This is a genomic window from Sporosarcina sp. P37 (assembly GCF_002109365.1).
Lineage (GTDB): Bacteria > Bacillota > Bacilli > Bacillales_A > Planococcaceae > Sporosarcina.
This window is the reverse complement of sequence record NZ_CP015349.1, coordinates 3,150,595-3,166,785: the sequence shown is the minus strand read 5'-3', so window position 1 is coordinate 3,166,785 and position 16,191 is coordinate 3,150,595. Positions and strand designations below refer to the sequence as shown.

At 44.5% G+C, this 16,191-nt stretch carries 28 protein-coding genes; all 28 read right to left on the bottom strand.

Annotation, left to right across the window (positions count from 1 at the left end):
- Positions 1-10 precede the first annotated feature (10 nt).
- The 28 genes from SporoP37_RS15840 to SporoP37_RS15725 all read right to left on the bottom strand — a co-directional run bounded on the left by SporoP37_RS15840 (position 11) and on the right by SporoP37_RS15725 (position 16,180).
- Positions 11-1,453 (bottom strand): phage tail sheath family protein, encoded by a 1,443-nt coding sequence (locus tag SporoP37_RS15840; protein ID WP_085431467.1) that lies wholly within the window; start codon positions 1,451-1,453, stop codon positions 11-13.
- Complete coding sequence (locus tag SporoP37_RS15835; protein ID WP_085431465.1) at positions 1,453-1,773, bottom strand: hypothetical protein; 321 nt, start codon at positions 1,771-1,773, stop codon at positions 1,453-1,455. Before SporoP37_RS15835 ends, SporoP37_RS15840 begins: the two co-directional genes overlap by 1 nt.
- Entirely contained in the window at positions 1,766-2,251 is a 486-nt protein-coding gene (locus tag SporoP37_RS15830; RefSeq protein ID WP_085431463.1) for a hypothetical protein, read from the bottom strand. Before SporoP37_RS15830 ends, SporoP37_RS15835 begins: the two co-directional genes overlap by 8 nt.
- 3 nt (positions 2,252-2,254) lie before the next feature.
- Positions 2,255-2,800: a phage tail protein gene (locus tag SporoP37_RS15825; protein WP_085431461.1), complete on the bottom strand. Its 546-nt coding sequence runs from the start codon at positions 2,798-2,800 to the stop codon at positions 2,255-2,257.
- Between the two features lie 10 nt (positions 2,801-2,810).
- Positions 2,811-3,146, bottom strand: coding sequence for a hypothetical protein (locus SporoP37_RS15820; protein ID WP_158233563.1), 336 nt, complete (start codon positions 3,144-3,146; stop codon positions 2,811-2,813).
- Positions 3,139-3,501, bottom strand: a complete 363-nt coding sequence (locus SporoP37_RS17335) for a hypothetical protein (protein ID WP_158233562.1) — start codon at positions 3,499-3,501, stop codon at positions 3,139-3,141. Before SporoP37_RS17335 ends, SporoP37_RS15820 begins: the two co-directional genes overlap by 8 nt.
- An 11-nt stretch (positions 3,502-3,512) precedes the next feature.
- Positions 3,513-4,541 carry a major capsid protein gene (locus tag SporoP37_RS15815; RefSeq protein WP_085431459.1) on the bottom strand — a complete coding sequence of 343 codons (1,029 nt, stop codon included), beginning with the start codon at positions 4,539-4,541 and terminating at the stop codon, positions 3,513-3,515.
- 3 nt (positions 4,542-4,544) lie between these two features.
- Positions 4,545-4,913: a head decoration protein gene (locus SporoP37_RS15810; RefSeq protein ID WP_085431458.1), complete on the bottom strand. Its 369-nt coding sequence runs from the start codon at positions 4,911-4,913 to the stop codon at positions 4,545-4,547.
- A gap of 1 nt (position 4,914) precedes the next feature.
- Positions 4,915-5,943: a head maturation protease, ClpP-related gene (locus tag SporoP37_RS15805; RefSeq protein ID WP_085431457.1), complete on the bottom strand. Its 1,029-nt coding sequence runs from the start codon at positions 5,941-5,943 to the stop codon at positions 4,915-4,917.
- Positions 5,933-7,483 (bottom strand): phage portal protein, encoded by a 1,551-nt coding sequence (locus tag SporoP37_RS15800; RefSeq protein WP_085431456.1) that lies wholly within the window; start codon positions 7,481-7,483, stop codon positions 5,933-5,935. Before SporoP37_RS15800 ends, SporoP37_RS15805 begins: the two co-directional genes overlap by 11 nt.
- 16 nt (positions 7,484-7,499) lie before the next feature.
- Positions 7,500-7,733, bottom strand: a complete 234-nt coding sequence (locus SporoP37_RS15795; RefSeq protein WP_232329778.1) for a DUF6148 family protein — start codon at positions 7,731-7,733, stop codon at positions 7,500-7,502.
- A gap of 3 nt (positions 7,734-7,736) precedes the next feature.
- The gene (locus SporoP37_RS15790; RefSeq protein ID WP_443028436.1) at positions 7,737-9,371 is read right to left on the bottom strand and encodes a phage terminase large subunit family protein; all 1,635 of its coding nucleotides are present in this window, start codon (positions 9,369-9,371) and stop codon (positions 7,737-7,739) included.
- A gap of 127 nt (positions 9,372-9,498) precedes the next feature.
- On the bottom strand, positions 9,499-10,077 hold the full coding sequence (locus SporoP37_RS15785; protein WP_085431442.1) for a hypothetical protein: 579 nt from the start codon (positions 10,075-10,077) through the stop codon (positions 9,499-9,501).
- Positions 10,078-10,713: 636 nt separating this feature from the next.
- Positions 10,714-11,268: a site-specific integrase gene (locus SporoP37_RS15780; protein WP_085431440.1), complete on the bottom strand. Its 555-nt coding sequence runs from the start codon at positions 11,266-11,268 to the stop codon at positions 10,714-10,716.
- 3 nt (positions 11,269-11,271) lie between these two features.
- Positions 11,272-11,706 (bottom strand): ArpU family phage packaging/lysis transcriptional regulator, encoded by a 435-nt coding sequence (locus tag SporoP37_RS15775; RefSeq protein ID WP_085431438.1) that lies wholly within the window; start codon positions 11,704-11,706, stop codon positions 11,272-11,274.
- Positions 11,707-11,720: 14 nt separating this feature from the next.
- On the bottom strand, positions 11,721-11,894 hold the full coding sequence (locus SporoP37_RS17145) for a hypothetical protein (RefSeq protein ID WP_099662703.1): 174 nt from the start codon (positions 11,892-11,894) through the stop codon (positions 11,721-11,723).
- Positions 11,895-12,002: 108 nt separating this feature from the next.
- A complete protein-coding gene (locus SporoP37_RS15770) occupies positions 12,003-12,575 on the bottom strand; it encodes a membrane lipoprotein lipid attachment site-containing protein (RefSeq protein WP_085431436.1) in 573 nt (190 codons plus the stop codon).
- A complete protein-coding gene (locus tag SporoP37_RS15765) occupies positions 12,572-12,769 on the bottom strand; it encodes an XtrA/YqaO family protein (RefSeq protein WP_085431840.1) in 198 nt (65 codons plus the stop codon). The genes SporoP37_RS15770 and SporoP37_RS15765 overlap by 4 nt, the downstream gene beginning before the upstream one ends.
- A gap of 68 nt (positions 12,770-12,837) precedes the next feature.
- On the bottom strand, positions 12,838-13,149 hold the full coding sequence (locus SporoP37_RS15760) for a nucleoside triphosphate pyrophosphohydrolase family protein (RefSeq protein WP_232329777.1): 312 nt from the start codon (positions 13,147-13,149) through the stop codon (positions 12,838-12,840).
- A gap of 89 nt (positions 13,150-13,238) precedes the next feature.
- The gene (locus tag SporoP37_RS15755) at positions 13,239-13,454 is read right to left on the bottom strand and encodes a hypothetical protein (RefSeq protein ID WP_085431432.1); all 216 of its coding nucleotides are present in this window, start codon (positions 13,452-13,454) and stop codon (positions 13,239-13,241) included.
- Between the two features lie 42 nt (positions 13,455-13,496).
- Positions 13,497-13,877 (bottom strand): hypothetical protein, encoded by a 381-nt coding sequence (locus SporoP37_RS15750; protein WP_085431430.1) that lies wholly within the window; start codon positions 13,875-13,877, stop codon positions 13,497-13,499.
- 195 nt (positions 13,878-14,072) lie between these two features.
- Positions 14,073-14,783, bottom strand: coding sequence for a hypothetical protein (locus SporoP37_RS15745; protein WP_085431428.1), 711 nt, complete (start codon positions 14,781-14,783; stop codon positions 14,073-14,075).
- Positions 14,784-14,804: 21 nt separating this feature from the next.
- On the bottom strand, positions 14,805-15,206 hold the full coding sequence (locus SporoP37_RS15740) for a replication terminator protein (protein WP_085431426.1): 402 nt from the start codon (positions 15,204-15,206) through the stop codon (positions 14,805-14,807).
- 20 nt (positions 15,207-15,226) lie between these two features.
- Entirely contained in the window at positions 15,227-15,367 is a 141-nt protein-coding gene (locus tag SporoP37_RS17140) for a hypothetical protein (protein WP_157118660.1), read from the bottom strand.
- Positions 15,367-15,576: a hypothetical protein gene (locus tag SporoP37_RS15735; RefSeq protein WP_157118659.1), complete on the bottom strand. Its 210-nt coding sequence runs from the start codon at positions 15,574-15,576 to the stop codon at positions 15,367-15,369. The genes SporoP37_RS17140 and SporoP37_RS15735 overlap by 1 nt, the downstream gene beginning before the upstream one ends.
- Positions 15,577-15,616: 40 nt before the next feature.
- Positions 15,617-15,751 (bottom strand): hypothetical protein, encoded by a 135-nt coding sequence (locus tag SporoP37_RS17635; RefSeq protein ID WP_255414203.1) that lies wholly within the window; start codon positions 15,749-15,751, stop codon positions 15,617-15,619.
- Positions 15,744-15,968, bottom strand: coding sequence for a hypothetical protein (locus SporoP37_RS15730; RefSeq protein WP_085431422.1), 225 nt, complete (start codon positions 15,966-15,968; stop codon positions 15,744-15,746). Before SporoP37_RS15730 ends, SporoP37_RS17635 begins: the two co-directional genes overlap by 8 nt.
- A gap of 23 nt (positions 15,969-15,991) precedes the next feature.
- On the bottom strand, positions 15,992-16,180 hold the full coding sequence (locus tag SporoP37_RS15725) for a hypothetical protein (protein ID WP_085431420.1): 189 nt from the start codon (positions 16,178-16,180) through the stop codon (positions 15,992-15,994).
- Positions 16,181-16,191: the final 11 nt, after the last annotated feature.

The window sequence follows — 16,191 nt, the reverse complement described above, 5'->3', positions numbered from 1 at the left end:
TTCCCTCCTCTTATTCAGCAAATAGCAAGTCATAATAGTTAGCATCGAATTCCAAGATATTTTCAATATCCTGGGCAGGAGTCGGTTCCGCAACAAAGTAACGGAAACGCAATTTCCCTTTAATTAAATCAGTTTTCGGATTATCTTCTTGACGGAATTCGACTCTGCCGCCCAACAGCACACCTTGAGACTGCAGCCCGTTCAGCCAAATATTCATTGTGTCCACAATGGAATCTATTAAGCGATTTCGAATAGGGCCGTCCACTTTGCTCCAAGTAGTCAAAATAATACTGTTCGCAAGCCAGTTATGCGTAATACGCACGGGAATGAAGATATCCTTCACGTCCGTATTAGCAGGAAAAGCGCCAGTATTGTTCCCCCATGCCTTGAACCCGCCGATAAAGTTGAGTGCCGTAACGATACCCTGGCTATTCAGCAGTTCTGCCTGATCTGGACCGAGATCCACTTCGTCATACGTGCCATCCTCTTTCTCGACAAGCATCTTATTCATGGATAAGCTTTTGTTCGATGGAGATTCATGAGGATAGTCTCCGTTATCCGCTGCTGTTTTAATAATGCGCATGGCCAGCTGTGTAGAGAGATGATAGACATGATCACCTAAACCGATTAATGGCCAGTTGACAATTTCCTTTTCACTCGTGTAGTTGTTTTTAGTTTTCCATTCATTCGCTTTGGTATAGACATTTGCTTGCTTAGTATCAATGTCATTCAATGCAATGGCTCGGAAGTACGTATTGATAACAGAAGCTTTGGCTTTCATTACCGCCGCTACCATAGGATCTTTCGAAAACTTAGGAGCCAATACTTGGCCAGGCACCATACCCGTTTTTGGGAATACAGCATTCAGCAGCTCCAGTCCTTTCAATTTACCAGTGTCGACGTCTGATCCTCCGATCACTTCTGTTTTCGTAACAGCTTCTGGTGTCAGCCGGCTGTAAGTAGCAGTGACTGTCTGAGCATCCGAAAACAAAGCAATCGTTACTTTTTCGTCATCCCCGAATGTGGCCACATAGTCTTCGTCGGTAGCCAAAGGCAACCCCTCCGCCGTTTTCACCTCTAACGTTTCAAGCAGAATGTCCTTTGCCTGCAGTGTTGCCTTCTTATTCACAACTACCGCGTCTTCGGTGCCTGGCTCATTATGTTTTGCCGGATCAAGAACATTCACGAAAACGACTGGTGCCACATTGAATTGCCTGAACGCAGCATCCATCGCTTCACATAGCGTATAGTTTTTCCAGTCCTCTGAATATCCCAGAGCAGCCTGGGCTTCAGGAAATGAATAGGCCACTACAATATCGTTAACGTGCTCGCGCGTTTTGGCCAAATGAATAGGAGCGGTTCCAAAAACAATTGGAAGCGTTGCGGTTGCTACAACAGGCGACATTAAGGAAGTAGGTGCTTCTGTGACGCGCGATCCATGACGGAATGCCATTATTCTTTCACCCCTTTAAAATAATCTGATGCTTTTTGGAAAAGCATGTATTCAACTGAACTACTGTCAGTGACGTGCTGTTCGAACTGCATAAATTCTTCAACTGGAATGAACAGCTTCCGCAGCACTGGGCAGGCTGTGAAATGTTCTTCCAAGTGTGTAGGCAGACCATTTGTGAATGAAGCGTAACGGGTCAGACGCTTAGAAGTCGGGCCGACATAAATAAAGACATCTGCCTGAATTGGAGCAGATGCCTCTTTCACTACTTTTTCTTTTTTCAATACCGGTTCTTCCGGATTGCTTTCTTTTGCTTTACTCATCTTCCCAAACACTCCTATTCCATTGGATTTGCGGCGCTTCAAACTCGACCTCCATGATTCCATGCCAAGTCGGCCGCATTTGTTCTTCAAAAAGAGCAGAATCGATTTTGCCTGTGAGATTCACTGGACCAATCACTTGCTGTTCTTTCAATGCAAACTTGATTCTATTCATGACGGACAATGTATCCCGCCATCCATGCTGCTCATCTTTGCTGTACGTTCCGATCAGCAGCCTGAATCGAATTCTGTTCTTTTCATGTATTTCATCTGTTTCGCCCAGATAACGTACAATGACAAAAGGGTAATCCTCTTGTTCTGTGTCTTCCCCGCCTCGTCTTCTGTTTTGCTTAGGAGGCAAGTACCCATCATAGACGGTAGGCGCTTTGGTTATTGTTTCGTCTTTTGTCTGAAGCTCCATATATGAAAGTGAGTCTCCGATGAACTTTACTAAATCGTCAACAATATTTAATGAGTGCATCGCTTACCCCCACAACATTCTTTCCAGTAGCTTGGTCAATTCTTGATCAAGCCGCTTCTCCACTTCAGGCTCGACGTCCTTGATGACATCATCGTTTCCATACATTTGCGGAAGAGACGGGGAGTAAAGGCCTTTGATAGGTGTCCTGCTTTTTCCTACTCGTTCAAAGACATTGATATGGCCGCTTCTCATTTGTGCGACAAAAGCGCTTTCGATATTTTTATGAGCACTTGCCCTTTTCACTCTCGCCCGCACTTTTGCTGCGTCTGGAAATTTGGGTATCGTATCGAACTTGAATAAAGCAATTGGTGTGCCGACTGATTTCAGTTCAGCACGCAGATACCCAGGGGTCGCACGGATCATCTTCAAATCCTGCATGGCTCCCAGTCTATCTACCACATACTCTTTCCTGACAGCGCTGGCCGCTCGACGCCTTCCGTGCGAAGCAGAACTATTAATCGCTATCGCAAGCACCCTATTCACTTGATCGGGCGTTTGGCTTAGCAATCTTTCAATTTCTTCTACCTTATGAAGATCTAATGTGATCATTTGCTATCACCTAGCTTTCATTTGCCGAAACGATAATTTTGAGCACACCGGATTCATCGGATGTTTCCTCGACATAATAATCCGTCCCATCCAGTGTAATTCTGCTGTCTACTTTCGGAATATAGTAATCAGAAGATCTGACGTAAATAGTTTTGTATTCTTTAAAGACCTCTTGCGAAGAATACATTTGGTCACGAGATACGCCACCTAATTTTTCATCCGCTTTTGTAGCTACTACGACCGTCGGCATCATCTCGCCATCCAGCTCATGCATGTCTGCCAGTTCTTCCAAATTAAAAAAAACGTCCAAGTCTTCGAATGCGAAGTCTTTAAACGTTTTATTCATCGGAAGCTTCCTCCAGCAGATCATCTGCTTTGCCCTGGCGAATGATTGCTTCAATAACCGCCTTTTTCGTAGTAGTACCCGTAAGGTCGACGCCTGCTGCTTTTGCTTCACGGGACAATTCCTCTGCATTATATTCCTCATCTAACGCGGCACGCAGCTCTTCGAAAAGCTCAGGATCAATGTTGATTTCTGTTTTTGCTGTCTGAATATCTAGTTCTTCTTCAGGAGAGATCACATACTCAGCTGATTTCAGCGCCACTAACCGTTTTGCTTCGTCACTGGACAGACCATCAATGAGTGAACCTTTTTTAAAGACTTCCTGGTTATGACGAATATTTTCCATTGCACGGATCATAGTCATTCACCTCATTTCACTTTCGCCACAAACCAGCTATCCACTTCTTTCGGGATAGGCAGCGGCTTTGAATTAAGCTGTGCAATTTGACGGGCAGGATTCTTTTCTGTCCACGTATCCGGAACACGCTCAGACTCGAATGTAGTGAACTGACCATCTTTTACGAGTGTGATAGCAGCGTATGCCATCGAGAATTCCGCAGCCGTCGACAGCAGGGTAACTGTTCCATCCGGTACCATCGGCTTCATCGTTTGATCGTCAGCCAAATAGTACTCATTGTATTCATAGATTTTTCCGACGCCTGGAATATGCCCGATATACGTCACGCCGTTCGGAAGATCAAGCACTTCCAATTCTCCTACTTTTAAATGCCGCAAATTCAGGATATCCTGCACTTTTTTATGGTTGATGAATGTGTCCACCACATCCGCTGCCATGATAACTGTATCAGCAGTTACATGGCCGCGTTGCTGTACCACACGCTGATATCGTTTCAGGTCAGCAATTGGATCAGATGCAGGGTCAGACCACAAATCAGTTCCTGACAACGTCTCCTTGTTCGTGAAATTAAAATCAATTTCATGATCCAGCCCATCACCTACGACAGTGATTTTCCCTTCGAACAATGCCTGAGCACACATTAATTCCTCACGGCGTGTCACCATTTCTTCCAGCTCCGCTAAGTCTTTCACCAATTTCTCCGCGGCTCTTTCGTCCGGTGCCTTAGCAGAGTAAATATTCTCGCCCATCGAACGATTCATGATATCCGCAGCTGTCGTAATTTTGAAAGGGGCAACCAACGGCGGAGCAAACGTTTCGGTCTTGAAACCAGAGTTTTCAACCAGTTTGCCGCCCAGTTTTTCGCTGACGAAAGGAGCGATTTTCCGGCTGCCTTTTTTCATGTCGATATCGACTTTATCCGTTACGGAATATTCCCGCCCCTTAAAGAACGTGTCGCGCAGAAATGTACTCGGCTTCGCCATGCGCTCCACGAATTTCAGCATCGTGCGCGGTTCAAAAATATCAATTGTATTTGCCATCAGTTATTCCTCCCCCTGTACATCTGCAGCAATGGCAGTGCGTAAATAAATACCTTTGTTTCTTAGTGCCACCCGGTAAGAAGCCGCATCGGCGTCTGCGGGCAAAATGATTTTGTTCGCATTAAACTCGCCTGCCACATATCCAACAGCTTTTTTCGTTTCTCCCGCAGCTGTAGCAACGGCATCAGCCATAATGCCATACACATCGTCAGCTGTAAGCACGCCGGAAACTGCCACAGCCTCGCTTGCCTCGTTCAAAGCAAATACCTGTCCTACAGACAACTCTTGTTCTGCAGCTACCGTAATCGCTTCTGTTACGACATGTGATTGATAGCCTGCCAGTAAGTTTTCATACTCAAAATAACGTGCCATATTATTTCCCTCCCATCAATCCTGTATTATTCAAAATCGTATTCACGTAGTCATCGATATTTTCACTTTTCTGCGGCAAAGAACCGTTTTCCACCTGATTGAGCGGATTTGCATCTTGCTGAATATTGTTCAGCATTTCAGCTTTTCTTGCTTTTTCGTTTTTCAGGATTTCCATAGCAGTTTCCGCTGCAGAAATTCCTGTTTCGAACTTCGCCTTGTTGATTATTTCCTCTGTTCCTGGAACCGCAATATTTTCGATTTCCTGAATACGCTGCCGTTCGCTTTTCGCAGCTGCCTGAACTAATTGATTCACCAATTCAGGATGATCATTTTTCAATGTTTCCATATCCATCGGTTTGTTTCCCCCTTTTTTCTCTGCTGAATTTGTAGCCTTATTGATTGGATCTTGTTTCAATTGCTGTCGAAGCTGATCAATCACCTTTTTAGGAATGATTCCATTTACCAGTTCCGGCTGCTCAGCATTTGCTACAGCGCCAAATTCACTTTCAAACATGATGGCGTCGACAAATCCCATTTCCTTCGCTTCGCCGGCCGTCATCCATGTCGTGTTATTCATCATTTCAAGTAATTCTTCTTCCGATTTACCAGTCTTTGCCCGGTACGCATTGGTGATTGTTTTATTCACCTTTTGCAAAAAGTCACTCGTATCGTCCATTTCGTTATAATCACCATGCGCTCCTGTAGAAGCGTTATGGATCATTAACTGGCCAAGAGGTGATATTTCCGTGTGGCCAACCATTGCAAGAATGGAAGCGGCTGATGCAGCCAGGCCAACAATCTGTGTTTTTACATTCCCGGCAAACGATTTAAGAGCTGTATACATCTCCGAAGCGGCATACACACTGCCGCCACCAGAATTAATGACAATTGTCAGTTCGTTATCCTGATTGCGGATAGCTTTCTCGATCAACGCGCTCACTTTTCCTGGACTGGTGGCCGGTATATCGAACCAGTCATAGATCCATTGATCAGAATCATTGATGATAGGCCCCTTAATATCAATCTTCATCTTCCTTCACCTCCTCTCGATTCATTTTTTCATAAGCCAGATCCAGTCCTTCTTCACGACGCAAGCGCTCTTCCCTCACCCGCTGCTGATGATTCCGCCAATAATCCCCGCCAGTCATTTCTGCTGTCTCTTTGGCGCGTGTAGAGAATCCATTCAGCACACGCTTCTCCGCAGCATTCACTTCTTTTAACGGATCCAGCTGACCTTGTGACGGTCCATTCCATTCAGCTGCAGCGTACGCCTTGCGAACCAGCGGATCATCCAGAAAGCCAGGGGCATCTATACGGCCAAGTAAAATTGCTTCCGTTAACCATTCTTCATAGATGGGTTGGCAAAAATGGGCTGCCAGCCAAGAACGCCGCATCTTGAACATTTTCCACGCTTCCAGCAGGGCTCCGCGTGAAGCTGAATAGGAAGATGTGAAATGTTTGAGCAACAGCTCATAAGGCAACTCCAAGGCTGCTCCGACCTGTCTGCAAATCGAGACGACGAACGGATCGAACGCCGCATTGTTCCTGCCTGGATTCGTCGTAGTCACCTTTTCTCCTTCAGCAAGGGAAATAATTGCGCCGGGTGACAGTTCATAACTGGTATCGTCCTCATCATCTATCCGATCTTCTTCAGGAATGCCTTCTCCAAAGGATCGTTCACCGCTGTCTTGCGACTCGATAAACACGGTAAACAGGGCAGAAACCAAGGCGGCCATCAGCTCCGCTTCCGAATAACGATCCAGCTGCTTCAGACTCTCAATGACCGGCGACAGGATCGGTACGCCGCGGCGCTGCTCCGGCCGTTCGGATTCCATCAAATGCAAGACGTTCTGCCTTCCTGTAGAGGCTCCGAACTTTTCTACCCTCACCCATTCATTTCGAATCGAAGACATCCCAAGTGGGTGGTTTTTTGCGATATGGTAAGCAGTTACCTCACCAAAAGAACCCAGCTCAATGCCGTTTAGTATTCTTTCCGCTGCGCCTGCAGGAGAACAGACGCGATCTGCTTCAATTAACTGAATGCGCAGTCCGTAATAATGCTGTTTATGATATTGATACGGCAATAAAGCGAATACTTCTCCTGACATAAGAAAGGATAGAAAGGCCAGCTGCTGCAATCCGTAGAAATTTTGCATCTGCATGGAGTCGCACATTAAGGAATCAGCCCAAATTGAAAATTCGCGTTCCACTTTTGTCTGCCATTCTTCTGCTTGCTCCTCGCTCATTCCAAGAAATTTATAATCCACTTGAGAATTCAATTTCAAGCCGGCCCCTACAACATTGGTTCGCATGGTTTTCAATGATCCAGTGGCGAGAGGTGTGTTCATAAAAAGATCACGTGAACGTTCCCGCAGTGTATCCAAGTTATCGTCAATATCTTCTTTCGGGCTGCCGCCTTTAAAAATCCACCCAAGCATAGATTTCTTTCGTTTACTGGCGCCGCTGTTGGAGTAGCCAGTATTGAGAAGCTGCAGTTGTTTACGCGCTCCTGCCCGCTTTAGCGCACGTTCAGGTGAAATAGCAGCAATTGCTTTATCAATAACATTCACTCAACTCCACCTTCTTTCATAAATCTCTAGGAACTACGCGGGTAACACGCCGGCTACCTTTACCGGTCATGGCTGCTTCGGCTTTTACAAGCTCGCGTTGCCAAAACTTGATTTGTTCGCGGACCTGGCCTAGATTGGCACGTTCCAATCGCCGGTTATCGATCATGTAACTCTGCCCTTTGGCGATTGCTTCCTCAGCATCCAGCCAAATTTGCAGACGTTTTTTCACTTCTACTACAGAGAAGGCCATATTTCACAATCCTTTCGAAACCATTTTTCGTTTTCTTTTTCGTCTTTTGGTCGATTGACGGAACACACTGCCGTTCAGTTTGTTGTCTTTTAAGTACTGCAAGTCAGGATTTAAGATTTTAAGCGCTGCCGTGGCATAGTTACGTAAATCCAACGGTTCGTTCCGCACGCTGGACGTTCTCTTCACCCATTCATGACGCGGCTGCCCGTTGATGAACCGAATTTTCTTATACTCAGATGTAAGTCCAATAAAAAAAGCCTCGTCATATCCCTTTTCCTGTTCAATCGGAAAATGGCAATAACCAGGCTTCTCTTCAAATTCATTCCTCAATCTTGAATAAAGCAAATCTTTCCCTTCGTTGACCCCTATCGTGAATAGGTGGACATTTTGACGGCCGACCTTTGACGGCTTATTGATATAAGCAACACCGGTACCGCCTTTCCCCTTAATGGCGAAAATCCTCCTGTGCTCCCGGTCTTTGCAGAAATCATATACTTCATTTGTATAGTGACCCCCACTGTCAATGCAGGTAGCAGTAACCGATAATTGGGAACCATCATTGCAAAGCCACTCTTTTTGCAAGTACGCATCCAGCTGATTCCACACCGCATCCTGGCCAGGATCTCCGTAAAATATCTTATAAGAGATGCCCCAGCTAATTTCATCGACGCCCCAGCCTACTACTTCAATTTCCAGACGGTCGTTCTGCACGTCAACTCCTGCAGTCAAAACGAGCACACCTTCAGGAATATCACATTCATAACGCTTCCTGCGTGCGACAAGCTTTGCATGGTCTTGATCTATCGTATTTTCTTCCCAGCTTTCACCGAGAGTAGTATTTTTCCATGTCTTTAGATTTTCGGTCCCTTTACGCTTCGCCTCTTTAAATTCATTAATGATCTTTGTCCAGGATTCCCATGGTGATGCAAGGGCGTTCATATGAAAACCACGCTTTCCTGAAGCAGCGTTCCGTGCAATCCATTTGCCTTCACGCGATTTCCATTCATTTTCTGTGTGATGTTCCTTACAGAAACGGCACTCCATACCTACCGGCTCGAAACGGATCTGTGTCCATTCAAATGGTTGAAACTGACCGCAGCTCGGGCAGGATATACACCATTGCTCCATCGTGCTCTCTTCATATTCCGCCTCTATTCGAGAAGCGTGCTTCACAGTAGGAGTGGACACTGATATTTTCTTTCGATTCCAGAATGTTTTGGTACGCTTATGGGCGAGTGACAAAGGATCCCCTTCTGTCCCTGCGGAAGCAGGAAAACGATCCACTTCATCGGCCAATACAATTCTGATTGGACGTGACGCAAGACTAGCTGGGGAGTTAGCACCGACCAAAGAAATATGACCGCCGGCAAACTTCTTATGAAGCAATGTATTATTGCCATCCCTTGCTTTCGCATCTGATACTTTCTTGCTCAATGCAGGCGTATCACGAATCATGGAAGCCAGACGGTCCTTGGAATAAGATTCAGCCATTTCTAAGGTCGGTAGCACCATCAGCATAGGAGAAGGATCATAATCAATGAAGTAACCAATGATATTGTTAAGAATCTCAGATTTGCCCACTTGAGCACTCGACATCACAATGATTTCTTCTATGCTGGCATCATTTACAGCATTCATAATTTCACGCTGATAAGGTGCTCTGTCAGTATTCCAGCGGCCATATTCAGCAGAGGACTCCTGAGAAAGGATTCGCTCCCTGTCGGCCCATTCGGAAACTTTCAATTTAGGAGGAGGGGCAACTAAACTAGCTGTCTTTTGGAATAGCTTTAGCGTCTGCTTTTGCATCACCGTCAACTACCTCCACTAAATCTTTCTCATCCTCCACCAATTCAATGAACAATGCTGGATCATAGTTTGATAGTTCGTTGAGTGCTTCATGAACATTCTGTTCAAGAATTGCTTCGATTTGTTTAGGATCGAATTTATTGACGAGCATCAAGGCGACCTTAGTAGGCAAAGACAGCATTTTCGAACGGAATGCCATCACCATGTGGTTGAGCACTTTCTCAACTTCTTCTGAACGATGCATTTCATTCTTTATATGAGCGAGCTCAATCTCCGCTTTTTCTCTTTTCGCCTTTTCGTGCAACCACTTTTCGTATTCCAAAGATTCGACTACATCGTTTTCATCCAATCCTTCAGCAGAAAGCTTTAGAAACGTAACATATTTACCTACTGTGTCTATTAAATCAAAACGTCCATGGCCGACCCGGGCAATTACGCCTTCCTCCACCAGCTGGCGCACGCGGCGCTCTGTCAGATTGAACATTTTCGCTATGGCAGTAGTATTCACTACCAGATCATTAACAGGCGTCTTCGCCATTCTCACACCCCACTTTGGAAGGAAGACTCGTTCCGGGCCATTTTGTGTCTAGAAAACGCGGGCGAGTCGCTGCCCCGCACCGCGTCTTTATTGGCCAGAAGGACCCTTCGCTTTTTTAAATTGTTTACGTTTTACACACAATTAAATTATAAATTCATTGGACAAAGCCTTTCATACTGCACCTTGGTGCGATAATTAAAAAAGTACGGCCCTCCAAATATATTTCAGAGGGCCGTACTGATTCGCTCTATTACATTTATAACACACTATCATCTTAACACATCTAAAATCATAATCTCTGTCATTAGTCTCCCAAAAGTCTCCCACATTTCTGTCACACACAGTCTCATATGATTGATTTGGTATCTTCTGTCTCCTCTATTCACATTAACATAATACATATTCTGTTAATGTGAAGGACTAGCAGAAAACCTAATCATCACAATACTTTGCCCCTTATTCATTCCGTGAGTTTTACAGCTCTTAATTATGTATAACTCTTTAACGAAGTAAAGTCCCCATTTAGTTTTCGTGCGAAAAATCAGGTGGTCGCTTCCGTAAACAGGACAAATAAAAAACGCCGCATAAGCGACGTCAAAGCGATTATATTTCCCAGAAAATGAACAGGTACCCCTCTTAAAATTTTAGCATTCTGTATGCAGCTTCAATAGCGTCTTGGTTCACTCCGATATACTTGAGTGTGATATATTCTGAACTATGGCCAAATATATCCTGCAGTAGCGCAACATTCTTTGTGGCCTGATAAATATGATAGCCAAATGTTTTGCGCATCGTGTGTGTCCCAATCTCCTTTAGTTCTGCCTGCTGGGCTGCGTCTCGCAGAATGTTATATGCTTGCACACGAGTGATCGGGCTATTGCGTCCTTGCCTGCTTTTGAATAAGTATTCGTCATCAGGCATATGGGCTACGTATCTTTCTATCATCTTTTGCAGTTCAGGCATGACGGGAATTCTTTTCGCCCGGTTCGTCTTGATTGTTTTCTGTTCACGCACCATCAGTGCACTCTTCCCCCGAACATCTTTTATTTTCAAACGCAAGATGTCGGATATACGCAGGCCGGTATATATGCCAAAACAGAAGAGCAATTCGTTACGATCACTCTTCTGTTTCAGAATAGAACGGACTTCCCGGACCTTTTCAATATCACGGATTGGCTGAACAAAATTCATATCCTATTCCTCGCTTTCGTACACTTCGATTCTCAAGCCTATCGCCAGTTTGAACAAGGCTCGGCGCCGCAGTCTGTAATACTTGCTCTCTGACATTCGTAACTCTGTATAGATTTCATAGTTATACAGCGGATCTGCGTCCAAATAAGCCATAAAGACTATTTGCCTTTCAATCGTCGTCAACTTGAAATACCCCAAGTTGAACCATTTTAAAAAGCGGAGGTACTTGGTTTCTGAATCAGCTATTTTAACGGCTGCATTCTCAACAGAAGACTGCTTCACATTCGAGAAATTAGGCATCTCAAGTGTATATTTTGCCGTAATAGCCGGCATCATCTCTTCGGGTGTCGTCAGCATGTAGGTTCGGTACTGTCTTAATACGTCCTCTACTGCCGCCTGTGTTGCTTTACCATTTATATTGCTCAATAATTCGTTCATCCTGAAGCCCCCTTTTATTTTCTGCGTACCGCTCCATTGACTCGCTTGTATGTATCTCTCCGAGTGCCCATCAATTCTTCCAGCTCTCGCCTGGTGAAAATGGGTTGTGTTTTCTGGGTTTCTTTCTTCTTCACCACGACCGGATCAGCCAGCCCGCTTCTCATCAATTCAGTTTGCAATGTCTTCATTTACTCAACACCTTTCCTTGGAATAAAAAAAGAGGACAACAAATGAAGCAGCAAGGCGCTGCAATCAAATGTTGTCCTCTGGTTGGCCAGGGGGGACAGATAATTAGTTTAGTTTAAGTTTGCTTCTATCTTAGCCACTGGGAAATAGTCCATACCCAGTTCATTCGTTTCTTTTTCGTTTCGATTCATGCTGACCGTTCCAATATCTACAAACTCCACAGTCAGTACTTCCCAGCCTTCTTTGGAGAGTAATTCATCCGACAATGCGCTATAAGATGAAGCGGCCATCATAGATGGCTCAAAAGCTTCTTCCCCCAACTTCACCGTGGCATAGAGTTTGCTGTCGGCAACCGAAGAACTTAATAATTCGTCTCCTTCACTCAGCATGCTATAATCAATAGCTTCTTTAAATTTTTCATTGCTCAAAGTCTTGGCAGCTGGCTGAACGGAGTGTTCTGCCGGCTTTGACTCTGCTTCATTCTGATGAACGGTATCATTCTTCTCTGCTACTGGCTTCTTTTCCTGATTTGCTTCATCCTGCTGACTTGATATTGTTTCTTTCTCATAAACACTCTCTATAGGGGCCACCTCTTTTTCAGTTCCTTGATCTTTGTCTGCTTTTTCTTCACTGCATGCTGATAACAAGAGCGCTGCCAGAATTATTACTGAAATCTTTTTCAAAAATCTTCGCCTTCCTCTCTTCTCATTCGTTTCACATCACCCTGATAAGTCACGATCTTATACTCACCATGATCGGGCAACTCACGCAGCTTGGCTTTACCGTCAGAAATGACTACTACGCAATTTTTAGGTACTTCCATTATATCAATAAATAACCTTCCCTTACAGTCAATATGTAAATTATTCAGTTCCACGAGAGCGCCCTCCATGCTATAATATAATTGGATGAGCGGGAGGGAAACTTCTCGTTTTTTTGTTTTCACTAACCTCGATTCAAACTGTCTTCCTTACTAAAACCATTCGGATATCTCTTCTTCAACTTCTCAATATTTTTGATTGCGATTTCTTCCAACGTCAAGCCATTCATTGATGCCAGACCGCTTAAATAGTGAAGAGTATCTCCTAACTCACCTGCCAGCTCTTCCCGATCAAGAGGATGCTCATGGTACACATGCTTTTTTAACAAGTCCACTACCTCGCCCGCTTCACCAGACAGCCCCATTGCGTAATTAGATAGGTTTGCTGCTTTACTTGACTTGCTATGTTTAAATTCGGGTAAAGTACGTTTGCTCAATTCTTGGTAATCATTTAAGTTCATGGCTTTATTCCTTTCTAACTATTTGTTATTACCGAGTGGTTCACTTCATGTTCAGAATGTGGAGTTTATAAATTCGACATATCGTCTTTCAGGTATGTGTTTTCTTCCAATGTTGTGCCGTCAAGTTCTTCCATAGGCACGTCTGTAACAGTTCCTTTTGTTCCCTCCGGACACCATTTGTTGCATGTATCATCAGATGTCTTGCTGTAGTCAACCTCTTTTCTCGCGAAACAAGCAAAGGCATAATGCCCGCAAGTCCAACAAATTTTTTCTTCCAACAAAAACATTCCCTCCTTCGCATCATGTTCGGAATGTGCAACTGTTCAAATATTGACTGACATAGAAACTGATGCTTCAAAGTTTGCTAGTATCTTCTTACGGTAAATTTCAACGCCGTCAATTTCCTTGAAGAATTTATAATCTTTATAAACCAGAGGGTGCGTCTTCTTTACGTATCCTCCGCAATATTTAATTACTACTATTTCCTCGTCGTCTTCGCCGTTGTAAGGTAATTCTCTGTCACACCAGTCACTCAAATTACAATACCGTTCTAAATATTCTTGGGCATCAAAATCGTCATCGAATTTTATGACTGCCCAATTATGATAGTCAACGACAACGACTGGACATTGATCCCACGAATCACTTGTCACGATTTGTTCTACTGCCTTTTTAATCGCAGCTTTTACGATGTTAAATTCCATTTTCCCACTCTCTTTCTGTCGTATTATCCGTCTAATGTTCATCAATACGGCTTGCGTCTTCCAGCCTTCCTACCAGCTCGTTTTCCATCCACCCAGCCATGGTTATAGCCGGTGTGAACACCGGCATGATAACCTACGCTGCGGCCGATCCAGTAACACAAAGGAACAGCCAGTAAGAAAAACAGCCACCAGAGATTAAGCAATAATCATGACCTTCTTCTGCTCGATTAGATCCTGTAGTTCGGTCTGCAGGTATTCTTTGATGCTGTGCATGGCGTTCAATTCCCATGAACCGCCGTCTGCTTGGAAGAGGGCCACTTCTCCACCTTCCCGCAGTCGAAGGATGAAGTCTGATTCTGGCTGGGCAATTTCTACAAAAGTACGGAACGGTTTCAAATTCACCGGGTTAGGAATCGTTTTATTCCCAACGGTTGCCACACCGGTTTTTGCAGTGACGCGCTGTGTGACGCCATCATCGTTCTGCGTAACTGAATTTTCTTCAACAATGGAAGCGATCAGCTCTAAAACCTTTTCCTTCGTGCCGTTGCCTACAAAGCAGGACTGCAGCATAATATTAAATGCTTCGCGTGACATGAACCGTTCAAAATGGATAGTCGGCAACAGAGCTTTTGCTTTGATATAGGTTCGTCGATCATTCATATCATTCAATGAATCAAATACATTCACCTGCGTTGGTGATTCCACGTGAATCATTACAGACCGCTCATGGTCAAAATTTGAACGGATATAGTCGATCAATCCCGACAGACTTTGAATGTGAATCGCTGCTACTTCTTGCTCTACATCCAAACGATTCAAAGCACGGGTAGAGTACGTGTGCCCTCCAGCCTCCACTAACTCAGGTCGCTTCAATTCCAATAAATACTGCACAAATTCTTTCAACATAATTTCATCCTCTTCTCTGTTTTATTTAAAGTTAACGACTTTCCTGTCGGTAGCTTTCGCTTTTTCTTCCTGCACTTTTTCTCCACGGTCATCCAGTACTTCGCCATTTTCATCAGCATACATTTGCCCGACAAGACCGCTCTTCAGTTCAGCACCAGTAACTTTCCCGTCAGCGGCCAAATCAATAATCAAGTCGGTGCTGATCGGCTTGCTAGGCGCGATGGTGGACTTAGCTTCTACTGCTACATTCGCCAGATCTCGGTTTTTATTTGCCTTCAATGTAACGGTCAATGTCACTTTCCTGGCTTTCTTAAAATCGGTATTCGGATCTGCAATGTTATCCAGCACACGCTGCATTTCGTTATTGAATTTTTCCGCTGCGGCTCCGCCGGCGAAATCGTTGAGGTTGATAATAGGTTTCATAAGTTTCACTCCTGATCGTTTTATTGTACTGCTGCTCGTTTGACGGCCAGCAGATATTTCAATTCTTTGTATGTCAGTGTCTCTACAGGTTTCTTTTGATTATTCTCTCGTACATCCATTTGTTTCAGCTGGCAAAGGATATATTGCTTTCGCATGGTCATCAACAGATCTCCTTTCTCACCGGTACCAGTTCATCAGCATAAAATATGCCGTTGCGTAGCACGCCCGGAAATGATACTTCAAACTGATTTAACTGCCGGCTTGTCCGTTTGATCACTTCTCCAGTCCTGCCTTCGAATGACTGGAGATAATAAAACGTCTCTACATCATCCGCTTCGATCGCCTGTCGGACGGTAACTTGATCAAACATTCGAAGAGTACTTGATTCAGCAGTGAATAAGTCGAGCTGTTCATACATGGCTCTCGCTGCATAATCTGCTATGCAATATCCGTAATTCTTTATCAGATAGGTTTTCTAAATAAGACAATGAGTATTTGGTTTTTAACGTGATTTCGGCAATCAATTCTTCGCGTTGTTCAAGCATTCAATTCACCTCCAAATATTCCGTTGGAGCGGTTCTTAATCAACCCTTGCTCCCCCTGCTCTAGTGCCATTAATGCAATTTCTAGCGGCTTTCTTCGCAGTTCTTCTGCAATCTTCAGAATGTGTTCCCCGTCATTCCACATTTCACGAAAACGGTCAGGTTCACCCGGTCTGACGCACCAGTCGATTGCCAGACTGTCCAAGAGTATTTGGTCCATATTCCACAATCCCTTTCCTTTCGTTAAGCGGCGGCTTCATCGCTATTCAGAGACCTCAGAAGTATATGCATTGCGCCGTCGTGATCTGTATCTGTTAGCAACTGCAGTTCAAACAGATATTGGTCAAACTGATTCTCCAGCACCTTGTCCCGCTGTCCTGATTCATTCCAAGCCCCTGCAGTGAGTATGAGTTGATTGATTATGTGCTGCATGTCAGCACCTC